Source organism: Candidatus Allofournierella excrementavium (assembly GCF_048526665.1).
In the GTDB taxonomy this organism is placed as follows: domain Bacteria; phylum Bacillota; class Clostridia; order Oscillospirales; family Ruminococcaceae; genus Allofournierella_A; species Allofournierella_A excrementavium.
The window spans coordinates 113,933-129,431 of the sequence record NZ_DBGFPE010000047.1 but is presented as its reverse complement, the minus strand read 5'-3'; the positions used below and the strand labels follow the sequence as shown (position 1 = coordinate 129,431).

The following is a 15,499-nucleotide window of genomic DNA, read 5'->3' as shown; positions in this document are numbered from 1 at the left end:
TATTTAATATTTTTCTGTAAGCCACTTGACTTTAACCGTTATGCTTAGTATAATGAAGATGATATAAGCAAATAAGTTTAAGTCATAAAAATTTTACAAATTAAATACCCGCCAAACGGCAAAAAAATGTCCGTTGTAAGGCGAGAGGGGGAATTTCAGACGAAGCAAAACTGAATGACCGTCCGACAGATACTTTCTCCAGGGAAGCAGGCGACGATATGAGCGTGCCAAGGAGAAAAACAAACGACACAGCGCCGGGAAGGGTTGCCTGTCAGAGTCTGAAGGGTGAAACGGCAAACGAGAAACAATTACGACAAGGAAAGGAAGGTATTTTTGCGTATGGCAGGACAGATTTTTATGCGTGTGGATGAAGTGGCTGAGGAGTTGGGAGTATCTAAACCCTACGCTTATAAACTCATTAAGCGAATGAATGGGGAACTGGCACAGACTGGCTGTATCACGATTGCTGGCCGGATTGACCGGAAATTCTTTCATGAAAAATTCTACGGTACGAGGACTGAGACGAAAAGGAAGGAGGGCTGAATATGGCCGCATTCAAAAATAAAGACAACGGAACATGGTATGTTCAGTTCCGTTACACGGACTGGAGGGGTGAGCGCCAGCAGAAGCTTAAACGCGGTTTTGCAACCAAAAAAGAGGCGTTGGCCTGGGAACGGGAATTCCTGATGGAGAAACAGGCCGATGTAAATATGACCTTTGAGAGCTTTGTTTCTCTATATGAGAAGGACATCAAACCCAAACTGAAGCTCAATACCTGGCTCACCAAAGAAAGCATCATCAAGAAGAAGATTCTGCCCTACTTTGCCAAGCGGAAGCTGTCGGAGATTACGGCCAAGGACATCATTGACTGGCAGAATGAAATTCGCAATCTTACAGATTGTCACGGAAAGCCCCTGTCCAAGACCTATCTGAAAACGGTTCACAACCAGTTAAGTGCAGTTTTCAATCATGCAATCCGATATTACGGCCTGCAAGTCAATCCGGCACAGAGGGCGGGAAATATGGGAACAGAAGAACGGCGGGAAATGCTGTTCTGGACGCGGGAAGAGTACACCAAATTTTCTGAGGCGATGATGGACAAACCCCTCTCGTTCTATGCATTTGAGATGCTTTACTGGTGCGGAATCCGGGAAGGCGAGCTGTTGGCACTGACGCCCGCGGACTTTGACTTTGAGAAGCATACCGTTACCATCAACAAATCTTATCAGCGACTTAACAAACAGGATGTCATCACGACACCTAAGACGCCCAAGAGTAACCGTGTTATCCAGATGCCACAATTTCTGTGCGATGAGATACAGGACTATCTCAAGCAGCTCTATGGTGTGGAACCGGACAGCCGTATTTTCCCTGTCAGTAAAAACTATCTCCACCGTGAGATGGATCGGGGCTGTAAAGAAACTGGGGTAAAACGCATTCGCATACATGATTTGAGACACAGCCATATTAGCCTGCTGATTGACATGGGATTTACCGCTTTGGCAATCGCAGAACGGGTAGGGCATGAGAGTATCGACATCACCTACCGCTATGCTCATCTATTCCCCACCCGTCAGGTGGAAATGGCTGACAAGTTGGACTCACTGAAAACTGAGAAAGGAGCTTGAAACAATGTCTATGAAAAATCTTGACCGCCACAACCGCTGGCGGAACAAAACGGTGGCTTTCCGAGTGTCTCCGCAGGAGGACGAGCAGCTTGAAATCTTCGTCAAGCTGTCCGGCCTGACGAAACAGGATTACATCACCCGGCGGCTGCTGGAAAAGGAGGTCGTGGTGCAGGGCAATCCCAGAGTCTATAAGGCCCTCCGGGACGAACTGGCCGCTGTGCTGGACGAGTTGCGGCGCATTGAGGCCGGACAGGGCGTGAACGATGAGCTGCTGGACACCATCCAAATGATCGCAACCATTATGAACGGGATGCAGGAGGACACTGTCTATGGGAATTGACGCAAAAGAAAAGACTGCCCGAAGCACATCTGTTGGCGCAGATGAGAGGCAGTCCATTCAAAAAGATTCTGACAACAGTATACCCGTTTCAGAGGCAAAACGCAACGGGGAAACGGAAAATTCTACGGAAAGTCTGGAGGAAATGTACCGCAAGATGCAGCGTATGGCCGACCCGCGATACCTGCACACGCTCACCATGACCGAGCTGTTTCAGACCTCCTACAAAAGCCGCCCGCCCATCATTGAAAATTTGCTCCATTCGGGGGCGTATCTCCTCGCGGGTGCGCCCAAGATTGGAAAGTCGTTCCTGGTGGCGCAGATCGCCTACCATGTCAGCACCGGGCAGGCGCTGTGGGGCTGCAAGGTCCACCAGGGAACAGTTCTCTACCTTGCGTTGGAGGATGACTTCCAGCGCATTCAGAACCGGATGTTTATGATGTATGGCGTGAACGATACCCCGAATCTTCACTTCGCCACCGCTGCCGGAAAAATCGGGAACGGTCTGGACGAGCAGTTGGAAAACTTCATGCGGGAACATTCAGATACCAAGCTCATCATCATTGACACCATGCAGAAAATCCGGGAGGTGGGAGGCGAGGCATACAGCTATGCCAGCGACTATGAAATCATCGGCAAGCTCAAGCAGTTTGCGGACAAACATTGTATCTGCGTATTGACCGTTCATCATACCCGGAAGCAACCCGCCGGGGACGCTTTCGAGATGATCTCCGGCACCACGGGCCTGCTGGGCTGCGCCGATGGCTCGTTGCTGATGCAGAAGAAAAAGCGGACCGCGTTGGAAGCCACCATTGATGTGGTGGGCCGCGACCAGCAGGACCAGATTCTCTACTTGAAAAAGGACCCGGAAACCCAGATTTGGAATTTGGAGCGCATGGAAACGGAGCCGCACAAGGAACCGCCGGACCCTGTGTTGGAAGCGGTGGCCCGGATGGTCAATGCCGGTCAACCGGAGTGGACGGGCTCTCCCTCGGAGCTGGCCGCAGCAGCGCAGGTTAATATGGCTGCAAACGCGCTGACCAAGTATCTGAATGTCAAATCCGGCAGGCTGCTGGAGGAATATCATGTGGGCTACGAAAACAGGGCGCGCCACGCCGGGCGGCAGGTGAAACTCATCTATATGCTGGTGGAGGCTCCGGCTTTTGAAGTGGTTGAGGATGGGCGCGACGGTAGCGACGGTTGCAACGGTGAAAATGCTACCACCCAAACAACCGTCGCTATCGTCGCAGCCGTCGCGGAGAGGAACGGAAGCGAATGAAGAATGTGCAGATTCCCTATGACCTGTTCGTGGCGCTGGTGGAGTATCACCTCGGCTATGATGACGAATACGAGGATGAAATCCGGCAGGGATTGGAGCAGAAACTGGACGCCTTGGTGCGGCACGAGCTGTACGCCAAATATAAAACTGATTCCAGCGCGGAAGAACGGGAACAGGCCCGGCAAGCGTACCTGGACCGGCGCGGCGTATTCCCGGATTTTCGCTGGTAACAGGAATTTACTTTCGTACTAATCTCGCAAATGAAATTAGCACCAAAGTAAATTTTCCCTCTGTTGGCATGGACAGGAGCGTGACACGCTCCTGTGGCTGGCGGACAAGGCAAATTGACTGGCAGCACACGCTTCCCGCATCCCCCGTCCCCATCGAAAAATCCGCAGATTTGGAGATGGCTAAGGCCGGGAGAATCCGGTGGATTTTCCCGGCCTGTGGACGGTGGAATTGGAGCAAACACGGTAGCGAAAAGTCCGCCGGTCACACCGCATTTTGAGGCTGTGGGTATCACCTGCAAGCCGAAAAAGGCGGCGAGGCTCCCGCAGGAGCCGCACTCCCCCTCGGAGAGCCCACGATACTTTGCAGCCGCAGGATGAAAGTATCATAGTGGGTTATTACACTTCCGCAGAAGTGCATCCCCAAAAGCTACCCGCATCTCAACCGCCCTTGTGGGGCGAGAAAGGAGTTCTATGGCAAGAGGCGACGGTATCCATCGTACCAGCGCAAGAAACATGAGACTGACTACACCCAAACTGAAAAACGCGCAGCAACACAACGAGCGTGAAAAAGAATCGTATGTCAACCAGGATATAGTCCCGGAACGCTCCCATCTGAATGTTCACTTCAAGCAACCGGACAGCGGCTATCTGGAACAGTTTGAACAGATGGAGGCAGACGGAATTATCTCCACACGGGGCATCAAAGAGGACGCTTTCCGCTATGGGGAGCTGATCTTCGATGTGAACTCCGCCTACTTTTTCAACCATGGCGGATATGACTTCGCAAAACAATTTTACCACGACGCCTACCAAGCTGCAATCAAAATCGTGGGCGGCGAACAGTACATTCTGTCGGCGGTCATGCACGCCGACGAGCGCAACCGGGCTATGTCCGAGGCGTTGGGGCAGGATGTGTACCACTACCACCTCCATGTAGCCTATGTACCGGTGGTGGAGAAGCAGATCCGCTGGTCCAAACGGTGCAAGGACAAGTCGTTGATTGGCAAGGTAAAAGAAACGGTCATGCAGGTCAGCATGAGCAAGAAGTGGGCCTCCAAGCCGGTGCTGGATGAGGCCACTGGCGAACCATTGAAAACGGCAAAGGGCAAGCCTGTCCTCAAAAAATCGTATAGTGTGTTGCAGGACGATTTCTTCCAGCATATGCGTGAGGCCGGGTACACCGATGTGGAACGCGGTGAACGCAGCAGCTCTGAGGAGCATCTGACGGTGACGCAGTTTAAGGTGGAAAGAGAACAGGCACGGCTGGCGGATTTGCAAACAGAAAAATCGGAGGTTCAGGCGGAGATCGGCAAGCTTCGGACAGATAAGGCCGAAGCCGAGAAGGCGGCCAAAGAAGCGCAGACGGAACTCCGCCTATTAGCGCCTAAACTAAAACACATGGAGAAATTGGCGGCCGAGTATTCTTCCAATCCAGAGGACCTTCTGCCACTCCCTGATAGAATGGAGTCCGCCAAATCCTACCGGGAGAAAAAGTCCAAACCGCTGCTGGAGAAGATCGTCAAGGTGGTGCGTTCCGTTTATCGAGCTTATCTGGATGTCTGCCAGAAATTCGAGCTGTTGCAGCGCAAATATGATACGGAGGTTCCGTATTTGAAGGCGCAGTTGGCCGAGGTCAAGGGTGAAAATGCAGAATTGCAGGAGACCGCCAGAGACTATGACCGGCTGTGCCGGGCCTATGGGCCGGAGAGTGTAGCCGAAACAGTGGCCGCTGTCAGGCAACAGGAACAGGCGGAAAAGAGCAGAAACGCAGTCAAAAGCGGCGGCATGACCGGGATGCGCGGTAATCCCGTTTAGACCTGAGAAAAAAGGATTTTTACGGATAGAGGCATCCGAACTGAATCATGTATCGTTTGGGTGCTTTCTATCTGAAAATCCGCTTACTTTTGCCGGTGTAGAGCCGGAGAAAATTTATGAAAATGCGGAGGTTTTATGAGAACAGGTCTTTCCAAGAAGCAAAAGACAACCAGCGTCTTTTTTGACGAGGCAAGCCCTATCATTGAGGTGTGTACCTACAACACGTCCCTTAAAAACCGTTTGAACGAGTATTCGGCAAAGTACCCAGCCGAGTGCCGGTTGGTGGACGATGACGAGAATGGTTGTCTCACATTTGAGATCAGGAAAGGGCGGTTCAGTTTCAAGCTGAACGCCCCATACAGCGCAGAGCGCCGGAAGGCGGCCAGCGAGCTGGCAAAGAAGAATATCCAGAACTTGCAGCAAGGCAAGAAGTGATTATACGACGCCCGTGGGGAGGATACCTCACGGGCGTTTTGTGATCTTTCTTCTGCAAATTGCAGGTCAAAGCTTGCTTTATTTCGCTTAAACGAATATAATATATTTGGTGTAGTGTTCGCATCCATAGTGATTATGAGGTGTCGCAAGTGAATGGATATATAACGGTTCAAGAAGCCGCCGAAAAATGGGGTGTGACCCCGCGGCAAGTTCAGATATTATGCAAAGAAAACCGCATAGCAGGCGCATCGCGCATGAGTCGTATCTGGATTATCCCGGAAAACGCCGAGAAACCGACAAGCGATAAACGAGGACAAGGTAGGGAAAGAAATGATTCTTCAAAGCACCGTGTATCAAAAACAGAATATTGACCTATCTTCTGCTCCTTGGACGATGCATGAGTTTTTTGCTGGTAGCGGCCTTGTGGCGTATGGACTAAGGGGGATGTTCACGCCTGTTTGGGCAAACGACATCAGCGAACAAAAGGCCGCCGTCTATGAAGCCAATTTCGGGTGCGAACGGTTTGTTCTGGATGACATCAAGAACATCAAGGGGGCCGATCTACCGTTCGCTCATCTTTCGTGGGCCAGCTTTCCCTGTCAAGACTTATCTCTGGCGGGTTCTATCGGCGGAATCCATGCGTCCCGCAGCGGTTTGGTGTGGGAATGGTTGCGAGTGTTGGATGAGATGGACGATAAACCGAAGATTCTCTTGCTGGAGAACGTGGCGGGTCTGCTTTCGACAAACGGCGGCGATAATTACCGGGTTCTTCATTTGGCGCTTGTGGAAAGAGGGTATCGCTGCGGAGCTGTTTTGCTGAATGCGTCCCACTTCGTTCCACAGTCCAGACCGAGAGTATTCATTATCGCCGTGCAGGAGGATTGTCCCATTCCAGAGGAATTGGTGGGTGACGGGCCATGCTGGCTCCATAACAGCGCCGCAACGCAATTGGGCCGTGAACTGCCGGGATGGGTCTGGTGGCATACGGAAAAGCCCTCGCGCCGTGCCGTATTCCTCAAAGATATTGTCGAGGATAACGCAACCTTTGATAAAGACGATGTTTTACGTCTGGTTCCCGAACGGCATTGGAGCAAATTGCGGGCGCACGACACTGTGTACGCCACAGGCTATCGCAGGACGAGGAACGGAACGCAGCAGTTGGAGCTGCGCTTTGATGGAATTGCCGGTTGCTTGCGGACGCCGGAAGGCGGGAGCAGTAAGCAGTATCTTGTAGTTAAAAAAAATGGTCAGATACACGCGCGGCTTTTGACTGTGCGCGAAGCGGCCAGACTGATGGGAGCGCCAGACAGCTTTGAACTTCCCGGGAGTTATAACGACGGATATAAAGCGATGGGCGACGCAGTGGCCGCGCCGGTCGCGCAGTTTATAGGGGAGCGATTCCTAACCAAAATTGCGGAGGCGGTATATAATGATTAGTCCCGAAGAACGCTTGAGAGTCTTTCAAGCTGAAAACCATATTACTACGAAAGGGCCTCTCTCTTTGGTTGTGCAGTTTACCCGCATGGTGAGAGATAAGGCATTCCCGTTGAACCCCGACGACTTCCAGACAAGCAGTAAAGGACAGGTAGCGGGGCTTGGCGGGGCCAACTTGAAGAAAATTTTGAGAGAACACGGCATCACCCAGCAATTATCCTCTGAAGGTGGTAGAACCAGCCGGGGTAGCATGGGCCTGATGATTAAATATGTGGACTTTCTGAACGCATGGAACGCAGAGGAAGCGGTAGACTTCTCCATAGTTGAGGACTTTTGGGCCGAACAGGTACGAGAGTATTTTAGAAATCAACCGTTTGTTCTGACCGCCGACACCTCCAAAACAATCGGTGCGAACCTGGACGATCTGTTTGAGCAGGCAAAAAAGCGTCAAAAGCAGAACGCCGGAACGCAGTACCTCGGCACGGTATTACAGCATCTTGTGGCGGCGAAACTTTGCTTGATCCTGCCGGAGGGGTCTTTTGAAATTCATGGAGCCTCTGTGGCGGACGGCCCCACAGACCGCAACGGCGATTTTGTCATCGGAAATACAGTCATTCACTGCACGACCATGCCCGGCGCGTTGCTGATTGAAAAATGCAAGGCAAATCTCCGCGCTGGTTGCCATCCCGTCATCATCACGATTTTCGAGCGCGTGCATACCGCACTCAATCTTGCCGAGGATGCTGGTCTGGCCGGGCGAGTTGAAGTGTGGGACATTCAGCAGTTCTTGTCCGCTAACGTCTACGAGCATAGTCTCTTTGACGAGTCCAAGAGAAACTCCACGCTCTCTGGCATCATTGACCGATACAACAAGATCGTGCTGGAGGCGGAAACCGATCCCAGCCTTCGCATAGAGTTTGAAGCCAGGTGAATTGCCGTGGCTGATGTTTTCGATGCGGAAAAGCGATCTGATATTATGCGTCAGGTCAAATCTAAAAAGAACAAGTCCACAGAACTGCGGTTGATTGAAATATTCAAGGAGAACGGGATTACAGGCTGGCGGAGAAACTACCCGGTAAAAGGGCATCCAGATTTCGTGTTCCCAAAGAAGAAAATCGCTGTGTTTGTGGACGGTTGTTTCTGGCATGGGCATGACTGCCGAAACACTCGCCCTGCCGATCATCAGGAATATTGGCAAAAAAAGCGCGAGCGGAACATGAAGCATGATAAAGAAGTAACGGCCATGTTCGAGGCGCGCGGCTGGATGGTGTTGCGGATTTGGGAGTGCGAACTAAAAAAGAAGAATGAACAACAATTAATTAGCAAAATACGGACTGTTCTGGGTGGAGAATAACACAGCTCTGATGGATGCTAAGCACATTAGGAGAGAAGAAAAATGCCAATACAGGTATATTCTTTTTTCTCTGGGGTGGGATTCTTAGACTTAGGTTTTGAGAATGCAGGCTTTGATATTGTTTTCGTCAACGAACATAATGAACGCTTTTTGCAGGCATATCAGTACGCAAGAAGAAACAACAACCATGTTCCACTTTATGGTTATAGTAATGAAGATGTACGCGTTTATTTGTCGGATGAAAAATGGCAAGAAGCTTTTCCAGAGTATAACAATGACAGAAATAACTTGATAGGGTTTATAGGTGGTCCTCCTTGTCCAGATTTTTCTATTGCAGGGAAAAATGAAGGAGAAACCGGAAAAAATGGACAACTGACATCTGTGTATGTGGAGTTGATAATTAAGCGTCAGCCAGATTTCTTTGTTTTAGAAAATGTGAGAGGATTGTGGGGCACAAAGAAACACAAAGAGTTTTATGACCGTATAAAGCGTAGATTATATCGAGCTGGATATTCTCTCTTTGATTCCGTCGAAAACGCACTGTGTTATGGCGTTCCCCAGTACAGGGATCGACTCATTCTAATTGGCTTTAAAAGAACAAGATTTGGCAGAAACATTATATATCAAATTGGGAATAATCGCACATATGCTCTTGATGATATTCAAAAAATTCCTTGGCCGGAGGTTTCTCCATATGTAGAGAACGGTGATATGGCTATGCCTGAAAATATAGTTCCGGAATTGACTGTACAACACTGGTTTGAGCAAAATCATGTTCTTAATCATCCTAATGGACACGATGTATTTGCAATAAAAAACATGGAAAAATATATTACTATCCCAGAAGGAGAATCGAGAGGAAAGTCTTTTAAAAGGCTTCATAGATGGAGGTATTCACCCACGGCTGCATATGGAAACAACGAAGTTCATTTGCATCCATATTTACCACGAAGAATCAGCGTTGCCGAGGCGCTGGCAATACAATCTTTACCAGAATGGTTTGAGCTTCCACAAAATATTTCCTTATCTTCTAAATTTAAAATGGTAGGAAATGGGGTACCATATCTACTTTCATATGGTATCGCAAGTGAATTGTATGAATGGATTTATGCTTTTCGGCATAGAATAGGAGAATAAAATGCCTGGTCAAGAAGATTTAAAAGCGGATTTACTATCCCTTGAACCCAAAGGTTTTTATTTCAAGCATATTGTAAAATCTCATAACTGGTATTTTTCAGATTATTTGCATATCCCGCAAGATGAGTTTGTGGATAAAATGGACTTCTTTAAAGAAATTGTGTCAACTGAACTTGGCATAAGCTTCCATAGTCTACAAATTGTAGGGAGTGCAAAGACTGGATATAGCTTATCGCCGCATAAGTTGTTCCGGCCTTTTCACGACGAAATTCCGGGGCAACCTTCCTCGGATATTGATATTGCGATAGTATCGGATAAGCTTTTTCAACAATTTTGGGATGAACTTAGGACTATCAAAGGAATATGGTATAATCAAAGATACTATAATCGATTAACAGAGTCCATTTTTCGCGGATATATTAACGAAAAAGACTTACTGGAAATTAAAGGGCCTTGTGAACGGTGGGAAAATTTAACTCGCCCTATAAATGTTTCTTTACAGGATAAGTTGGGGTTTATTCATCCAATTACATATAGACTGTATCGCAGCTGGGATGATTTGGAAGAATATCAAATCATCGGAATATCTAAGGCTCGTCGCTATTTGGAGGAACAAGGAAATGTTTAACTACACAGATAATAGAAAAAGCATCAAAGATATAACTTCTATGTTTAGCGAAGGAAGTTTAGTTGTTGATGAAACATATCAGCGTAGATCAGTTTGGAGTGAAAAAGACAAAATTCGTTTAATTGAAACGGTTCTGTTGAATCTGATTATCCCAGTACTATTTTTTTGGAAAGCAGAGACTGACCCTGAAACAGGTGCGTCTATTACGCATATTGTCGATGGACAACAGCGTATTAAAGCAATCTGCTCTTATGTGAATAATGAGTTTAAGTTGAAGCCACAGCATTTATTGGATGCGTCTGCAAAGGGAAAGTACTCGAATAAATTTTTTAAAGACCTTGACCCTGACGATAAGAAATCTTTTTGGAATTATCAGCTTATGGTCATTGATATTGATCCAATGGCAACGCGTTCTGATATTATTACGATGTTCAATAGACTAAATTTAACGGACTATAACCTCAACGACCAGGAAAAACGTAATAGCATGTCTGGTGAGTTTGCTTCACTGGCTCGAGAGTTGTCTGAAATAGCAATTTGGGACGAGCGACATCTGTTTACCACAAAAGATGTCAAGCGTATGAAAGATGTGGAATTTTGCGCATCATTGATTTTGTTGTACAGAAAAGGGATTATAGACCAAACAGATCAGTCGGCATTGAATCAAGCCTATGAGGAACTGCAATCCGGGTATAGTGATGCTGAGAAGGATAAAGAGGCAATTCTTGAAGCAATCGACATTATCCCCAAGTTTTTTGTTTCAGATGATGTAACAAAATTTCTTAAGAAGAAAACACAACTTTACACATTGTTCTCAGTTATCTTTTATATGCAACGGTCAAGCATCAGTCTTAAAGAGGAATATTTATCTAATCTCCAACAGTTTGTTAAGCTATACTCTGCATTCAATAATGACATGGACTTGACAAAACAAGTTACTGAGGATGAGAAAGTCTTATTTGATTGGTTGAAAAAGTATAAATTAGCATCTTCAGAAGGATTGAATAAACACACGAATAGAATGATACGCTACAATGTCATGAAAGATTTTCTGTTTGGCATGACAGATAATCTGGTTGCAGCTGCGGACACCCTCTATAATAAAATGCTTGAGACTTCCATAGCGCCATCAGAAGATCCCGAGGAATAAAGCGTAAATATTACCCACTGATAGCACAAGGCTGATAGATTTTTGATAGCAGAATGTCGGATAGACCATAGGATAAGGATAATCTGTATCAAAACAAATAACACCGAATCAAATCCTCTATACAAAAAAGTTTAGAAATGGATTTAACTCGGCGAGTGGGAATGAGTTTTTGAAACTCTGAACCCGTTGCGGCACAATGGATAGGCGGTTTTGCGCCTCTCTTTTGATAACAATTTGATAACGCTCCCCATAGGCCGTATCATTCTGTATTCCCGGTGGATTGCAGGTGAAAAGTGTTCCTTTGCGGCTTGTGGGTGACAAAAACCATATTACAAAGCCCTTACCGATGGCAACATCGGTAAGGGCTTTTTGCCGTCTGTCAATCCTTTCCCAGCCTGTCCTTGAACGCTTCTACAAGGAAGTCGCTCAATTCCTTGGAGGGGACTTTGACCCATTTCCGGGTGGTGTCGTACTTGGGGTAGTTGTAGCGCCAACGGTCGTAGTCCTCCCTGGTGATCTCCCCGGACTCCAGCTTCTTGGCTTGCTCCGCCCAGGCGGACAGCATTTCAAGCATATCAACATAGGTCTTGCCTTTGGACTTGTCCAGCTTCAGACAGATTTCGCCGTCAATCTCTCCGATGGTAAGGCCCCGTATGTCCTCCAGTGCAAAGAGGGTGTGCATGAGGCCAATGTCGCTGTCTATGTCAGGAACGGTCAAGGCGTCGGTGGAGACTTCAAAGAAGCCCGCCAGCGTCCTGGTCAGGTCGGCCTTGGGGGTGCGGCTCCCGGTTTCATACTGCGCCATACGCACATCGGCGGAGCGTTCCGGGAACCCCACCACCTGACCAAGATACTTCTGCGTGACACCTTTCTTATTGCGGAAGAAGCGAATACGTTCACCAATCGCCATAACTGCCAACTCCAATCTATGTAATGGGGACACTTGGAGTATAACAGATATGTTTAGAACTGTCAAGCGAAATATAAATAAATTTGTTTATATTTTCTTCTTGGAAAGCCTTGACATAACGGAATAGAGTTAGTATAATGAAGTCAACGTTAAACAAATAGCGTTATTATTCGAGAAAGGAGGAACCAGCATGGAGAACAAGTTTATCCGGGTGGACGAGGTAGCGGACGAGCTGGGCGTGTCGAGGCCCTACGCCTACAAGCTCATTCGGCAGCTCAACGAGGAATTGAAAGGAAAAGGCTTCATCACCATTGCGGGGCGGGTCAACCGCCAGTATTTCAACGAACGGCTCTACGGGGCCAGAAAGGAAGTGAACGAAAATGCCGGTATTTAAGGATGAAAAGCGAGGCACATGGTACGTCATGGCGTGGTATCGGGACTGGATGGGGGAGCGCAAGCAGAAGTGCAAGCGGGGCTTTCCCACCAAGCGGGAGGCCCAGGATTGGGAGCGCAGCTTTCAAATGCAAACCGCCGCTGACATGGATATGACCTTTGAAGCCTTTGTGGAGCTTTACACCAAGGATGTGCGGCCCCGGCTGAAAGAGAACACCTGGCTGACAAAGGAGAACATCATCCAGAAGAAGATTCTGCCCTACTTCGGTAAGCGGAAAATCAGCGAAATCACCACCAAGGACGTGATCGCATGGCAGAATGAACTGCTGGCCTATCGGGACGAACAGCGCAAGCCCTACTCCCAGACCTATCTTAAAACCCTGCACAACCAGCTCAGTGCCATTTTCAACCACGCTGTCCGCTTCTATGATCTGCGCTCCAACCCCGCCGCCAAAGCCGGGAACATGGGGACGGAGGAACGAAAGGAAATGCTGTTCTGGACAAAGGCGGAGTATCAGCGGTTTGCGGAGGCTATGATGGACAAGCCCCTCTCCTACTACGCCTTTGAAATGCTCTACTGGTGCGGTATCCGGGAGGGGGAGCTGCTGGCCCTCACCCCGGCGGACTTCGACTTTGAGGCCGGGACGGTGAAAATCAGCAAGTCCTACCAGCGGCTCCACGGCGAGGATGTGATTACCACCCCAAAAACCAAGAAAAGCAATCGTACCATCAAAATGCCCAATTTCCTCTGTGACGAAATGCGGGACTACCTGGGAATGCTCTACGGGGTCAAGAAGAAAGACCGCATTTTCACCGTTACAAAAAGCTATCTCCACCATGAGATGGACAGAGGGGCGAAAGAGGCGGGGGTAAAGCGTATCAGAATCCATGACCTCAGACATTCGCACATTTCACTTCTGATTGATATGGGCTTTTCCGCTGTGGCGATTGCCGACCGGGTAGGCCATGAGAGTATCGAGATCACTTACCGCTACGCCCACCTGTTTCCGTCCAAGCAGACGGAGATGGCGGACAGGCTGGACTTTGAAAGGACGGGAGCATAATGTCAGCTAAGAATTTGGACAATCACAACCGCTGGCGGAACAAGACCGTGGCGTTCCGGGTATCGCCAGAGCAGAACGAACAGCTTGAGATTGCTGTCCGCCTGTCCGGGCTGACCAAGCAGGACTACATCACCCGGCGGCTACTCAACCGCGACATTGTGGTGCAGGGCAATCCCAGGGTCTACAAGGCCCTGCGTGACCAGCTCGCCGCCGTCCTGGGGGAGCTGCGGCGCATGGAGGCCGGGGGCGGGGTGGATGATGAACTTCTCGCCACCATCCGCCTTATTACCGTGACGCTGGACGGCATGAGGGAGGATTGATAGATTGATGGATTCCAGAGAAACGAAAAGGACTGTCCCGGTTCCGTCTGCGCCAACAGACGGGGAACAGCCCAATTCTCAAACACCTGTCCTGAGTATATCAGAAGCGGCTACCGAAAACAACCCCCAGGATGAAAGTATGGAGGATATTCTTCGGGAGCTTCAGCGGACAAGCGACCCGGCCTACCTCCACACCGTTTCCATGAATGAACTTTACCAGAATGTCTACCAGAGCAGACCGCCAATCATTGACGGTCTGCTCTACCCTGGGACGTACCTCTTTGCGGGAGCGCCCAAAGTGGGCAAGTCGTTTCTGATGGCCCAGCTTGCCTATCATGTGAGCATGGGCCTCCCCCTGTGGGGCTACCCCGTCCACAAGGGCACCGTCCTCTATCTGGCGTTGGAGGACGACCACCGCCGCTTGCAGGGGCGGCTGTATCGGATGTTCGGCATGGACGGCACCAACGACCTGCTCTTTGCGATCTACGCCAAACAGCTCGGCCTGGGCCTGGAGGAACAGCTAAAGAAGTTCGTCCGTCAGCACCCCGACACCAAGCTGATTATCATTGACACCCTCCAGAAAGTCCGGGAGGTCGGCGGGGACAAGTACAGCTATGCCAACGATTACGAGGTGGTGGGCAAGCTGAAACGCCTTGCCGATGATTGCGGTATCTGTCTCCTGCTGGTACACCATACCCGAAAGCAACAGGCCGATGATAAGTTTGATATGATTTCCGGCACCAACGGCCTGTTGGGAGCAGCGGACGGGGCCTTTCTTCTTCAAAAGGAAAAGCGGACGGACGGCAGCGCCATCCTGGACGTGGCTGGGCGTGACCAGCAAGACCAGCGGATGTATCTCACCAAGGACAGGGAGCGCCTTGTGTGGGAGCTGGAACGGCTGGAAACGGAGCCGTGGGTGGAACCGCCCGACCCGGTATTGGAGGCCGTTGCCGCCCTTGTAACGGCGGACAGGCCCGCCTGGGGCGGCACCGCCACGGAGCTGGCGGCGGCTATCCAGACCGACATGAAGCCCAACGCCCTGGCAATGCGGCTGAATGTCCGGGCCGGGAGGCTGGCGGCGGAGTACCATATCCGCTATGAGAACAGCAGGAGCCATGCCGGGAGATGTATCACCCTCACCCTGGAACCGCCCCAGGCGTGACGACCGTGACGGCTGTGACGGCTTTTTTGAGAGCGGGGCGGTGTGTAAAACATCGTCACGGTCGTCACGGCTGTCACGGGGAGCGGGGTCAAAAGTCAAGGGGGCATACCTGCGGGTGGAGATTGCCGCAAGGCAATACAACCCGAACCCCTTGACTTTTGGCCCACGGAGGACACTGGCCGGGCGGGGGGAAAGGCTGTGCCTTTCCCCCCTGCCCAACGGC

19 protein-coding genes are annotated in these 15,499 nt (G+C 49.7%); 18 read left to right on the top strand and 1 reads right to left on the bottom strand.

The window, feature by feature from the left end; all coding sequences use genetic code 11:
- Positions 1–339: 339 nt before the first annotated feature.
- From ACMI1Q_RS11370 to ACMI1Q_RS11305, 14 genes are all read left to right on the top strand, one after another.
- Entirely contained in the window at positions 340–543 is a 204-nt protein-coding gene (locus ACMI1Q_RS11370) for a helix-turn-helix transcriptional regulator (protein ID WP_419503819.1), read from the top strand.
- Between the two features lie 2 nt (positions 544–545).
- Positions 546–1,628: a tyrosine-type recombinase/integrase gene (locus ACMI1Q_RS11365; protein WP_419503818.1), complete on the top strand. Its 1,083-nt coding sequence runs from the start codon at positions 546–548 to the stop codon at positions 1,626–1,628.
- Between the two features lie 4 nt (positions 1,629–1,632).
- The gene (locus ACMI1Q_RS11360) at positions 1,633–1,968 is read left to right on the top strand and encodes a plasmid mobilization protein (protein ID WP_419503817.1); all 336 of its coding nucleotides are present in this window, start codon (positions 1,633–1,635) and stop codon (positions 1,966–1,968) included.
- Positions 1,958–3,244 (top strand): AAA family ATPase, encoded by a 1,287-nt coding sequence (locus ACMI1Q_RS11355; RefSeq protein WP_419503816.1) that lies wholly within the window; start codon positions 1,958–1,960, stop codon positions 3,242–3,244. Before ACMI1Q_RS11360 ends, ACMI1Q_RS11355 begins: the two co-directional genes overlap by 11 nt.
- A complete protein-coding gene (locus ACMI1Q_RS11350) occupies positions 3,241–3,474 on the top strand; it encodes a complexin-2 (protein WP_204875559.1) in 234 nt (77 codons plus the stop codon). The genes ACMI1Q_RS11355 and ACMI1Q_RS11350 overlap by 4 nt, the downstream gene beginning before the upstream one ends.
- A 471-nt stretch (positions 3,475–3,945) precedes the next feature.
- Complete coding sequence (locus tag ACMI1Q_RS11345) at positions 3,946–5,289, top strand: plasmid recombination protein (RefSeq protein WP_419503815.1); 1,344 nt, start codon at positions 3,946–3,948, stop codon at positions 5,287–5,289.
- Between the two features lie 135 nt (positions 5,290–5,424).
- Positions 5,425–5,724 carry a hypothetical protein gene (locus ACMI1Q_RS11340; RefSeq protein WP_204875557.1) on the top strand — a complete coding sequence of 100 codons (300 nt, stop codon included), beginning with the start codon at positions 5,425–5,427 and terminating at the stop codon, positions 5,722–5,724.
- A gap of 149 nt (positions 5,725–5,873) precedes the next feature.
- Positions 5,874–6,095, top strand: coding sequence for a DNA-binding protein (locus ACMI1Q_RS11335; RefSeq protein WP_338049823.1), 222 nt, complete (start codon positions 5,874–5,876; stop codon positions 6,093–6,095).
- On the top strand, positions 6,055–7,161 hold the full coding sequence (locus ACMI1Q_RS11330) for a DNA cytosine methyltransferase (protein ID WP_419503814.1): 1,107 nt from the start codon (positions 6,055–6,057) through the stop codon (positions 7,159–7,161). Before ACMI1Q_RS11335 ends, ACMI1Q_RS11330 begins: the two co-directional genes overlap by 41 nt.
- Positions 7,154–8,089, top strand: coding sequence for a DUF4928 family protein (locus ACMI1Q_RS11325; protein WP_204875556.1), 936 nt, complete (start codon positions 7,154–7,156; stop codon positions 8,087–8,089). The genes ACMI1Q_RS11330 and ACMI1Q_RS11325 overlap by 8 nt, the downstream gene beginning before the upstream one ends.
- Positions 8,090–8,095: 6 nt before the next feature.
- Positions 8,096–8,512, top strand: a complete 417-nt coding sequence (locus tag ACMI1Q_RS11320) for a DNA mismatch endonuclease Vsr (RefSeq protein WP_204875555.1) — start codon at positions 8,096–8,098, stop codon at positions 8,510–8,512.
- 42 nt (positions 8,513–8,554) lie between these two features.
- Positions 8,555–9,649 carry a DNA cytosine methyltransferase gene (locus tag ACMI1Q_RS11315; protein ID WP_419503813.1) on the top strand — a complete coding sequence of 365 codons (1,095 nt, stop codon included), beginning with the start codon at positions 8,555–8,557 and terminating at the stop codon, positions 9,647–9,649.
- 1 nt (position 9,650) lies between these two features.
- Positions 9,651–10,277, top strand: a complete 627-nt coding sequence (locus ACMI1Q_RS11310; RefSeq protein ID WP_204875553.1) for a hypothetical protein — start codon at positions 9,651–9,653, stop codon at positions 10,275–10,277.
- A complete protein-coding gene (locus tag ACMI1Q_RS11305; RefSeq protein ID WP_204875552.1) occupies positions 10,270–11,427 on the top strand; it encodes a DUF262 domain-containing protein in 1,158 nt (385 codons plus the stop codon). The genes ACMI1Q_RS11310 and ACMI1Q_RS11305 overlap by 8 nt, the downstream gene beginning before the upstream one ends.
- A 379-nt stretch (positions 11,428–11,806) precedes the next feature.
- Here ACMI1Q_RS11305 and ACMI1Q_RS11300 read toward each other — a convergent pair whose 3' ends face one another.
- Positions 11,807–12,337: a helix-turn-helix domain-containing protein gene (locus ACMI1Q_RS11300; RefSeq protein ID WP_419503812.1), complete on the bottom strand. Its 531-nt coding sequence runs from the start codon at positions 12,335–12,337 to the stop codon at positions 11,807–11,809.
- Between the two features lie 190 nt (positions 12,338–12,527).
- Here ACMI1Q_RS11300 and ACMI1Q_RS11295 point away from each other — a divergent pair, with 190 nt between their 5' ends.
- Genes ACMI1Q_RS11295 through ACMI1Q_RS11280 form a run of 4 tightly spaced genes read left to right on the top strand, consistent with a single transcriptional unit; the run spans position 12,528 to position 15,276 of the window.
- Complete coding sequence (locus tag ACMI1Q_RS11295; RefSeq protein WP_006571498.1) at positions 12,528–12,731, top strand: helix-turn-helix transcriptional regulator; 204 nt, start codon at positions 12,528–12,530, stop codon at positions 12,729–12,731.
- Positions 12,718–13,794: a site-specific integrase gene (locus ACMI1Q_RS11290; protein ID WP_071428865.1), complete on the top strand. Its 1,077-nt coding sequence runs from the start codon at positions 12,718–12,720 to the stop codon at positions 13,792–13,794. Before ACMI1Q_RS11295 ends, ACMI1Q_RS11290 begins: the two co-directional genes overlap by 14 nt.
- Positions 13,794–14,114, top strand: coding sequence for a plasmid mobilization protein (locus ACMI1Q_RS11285; RefSeq protein ID WP_071428864.1), 321 nt, complete (start codon positions 13,794–13,796; stop codon positions 14,112–14,114). Before ACMI1Q_RS11290 ends, ACMI1Q_RS11285 begins: the two co-directional genes overlap by 1 nt.
- A gap of 7 nt (positions 14,115–14,121) precedes the next feature.
- A complete protein-coding gene (locus ACMI1Q_RS11280) occupies positions 14,122–15,276 on the top strand; it encodes a helicase RepA family protein (protein ID WP_071429847.1) in 1,155 nt (384 codons plus the stop codon).
- The last annotated feature ends 223 nt before the right edge of the window (positions 15,277–15,499 follow it).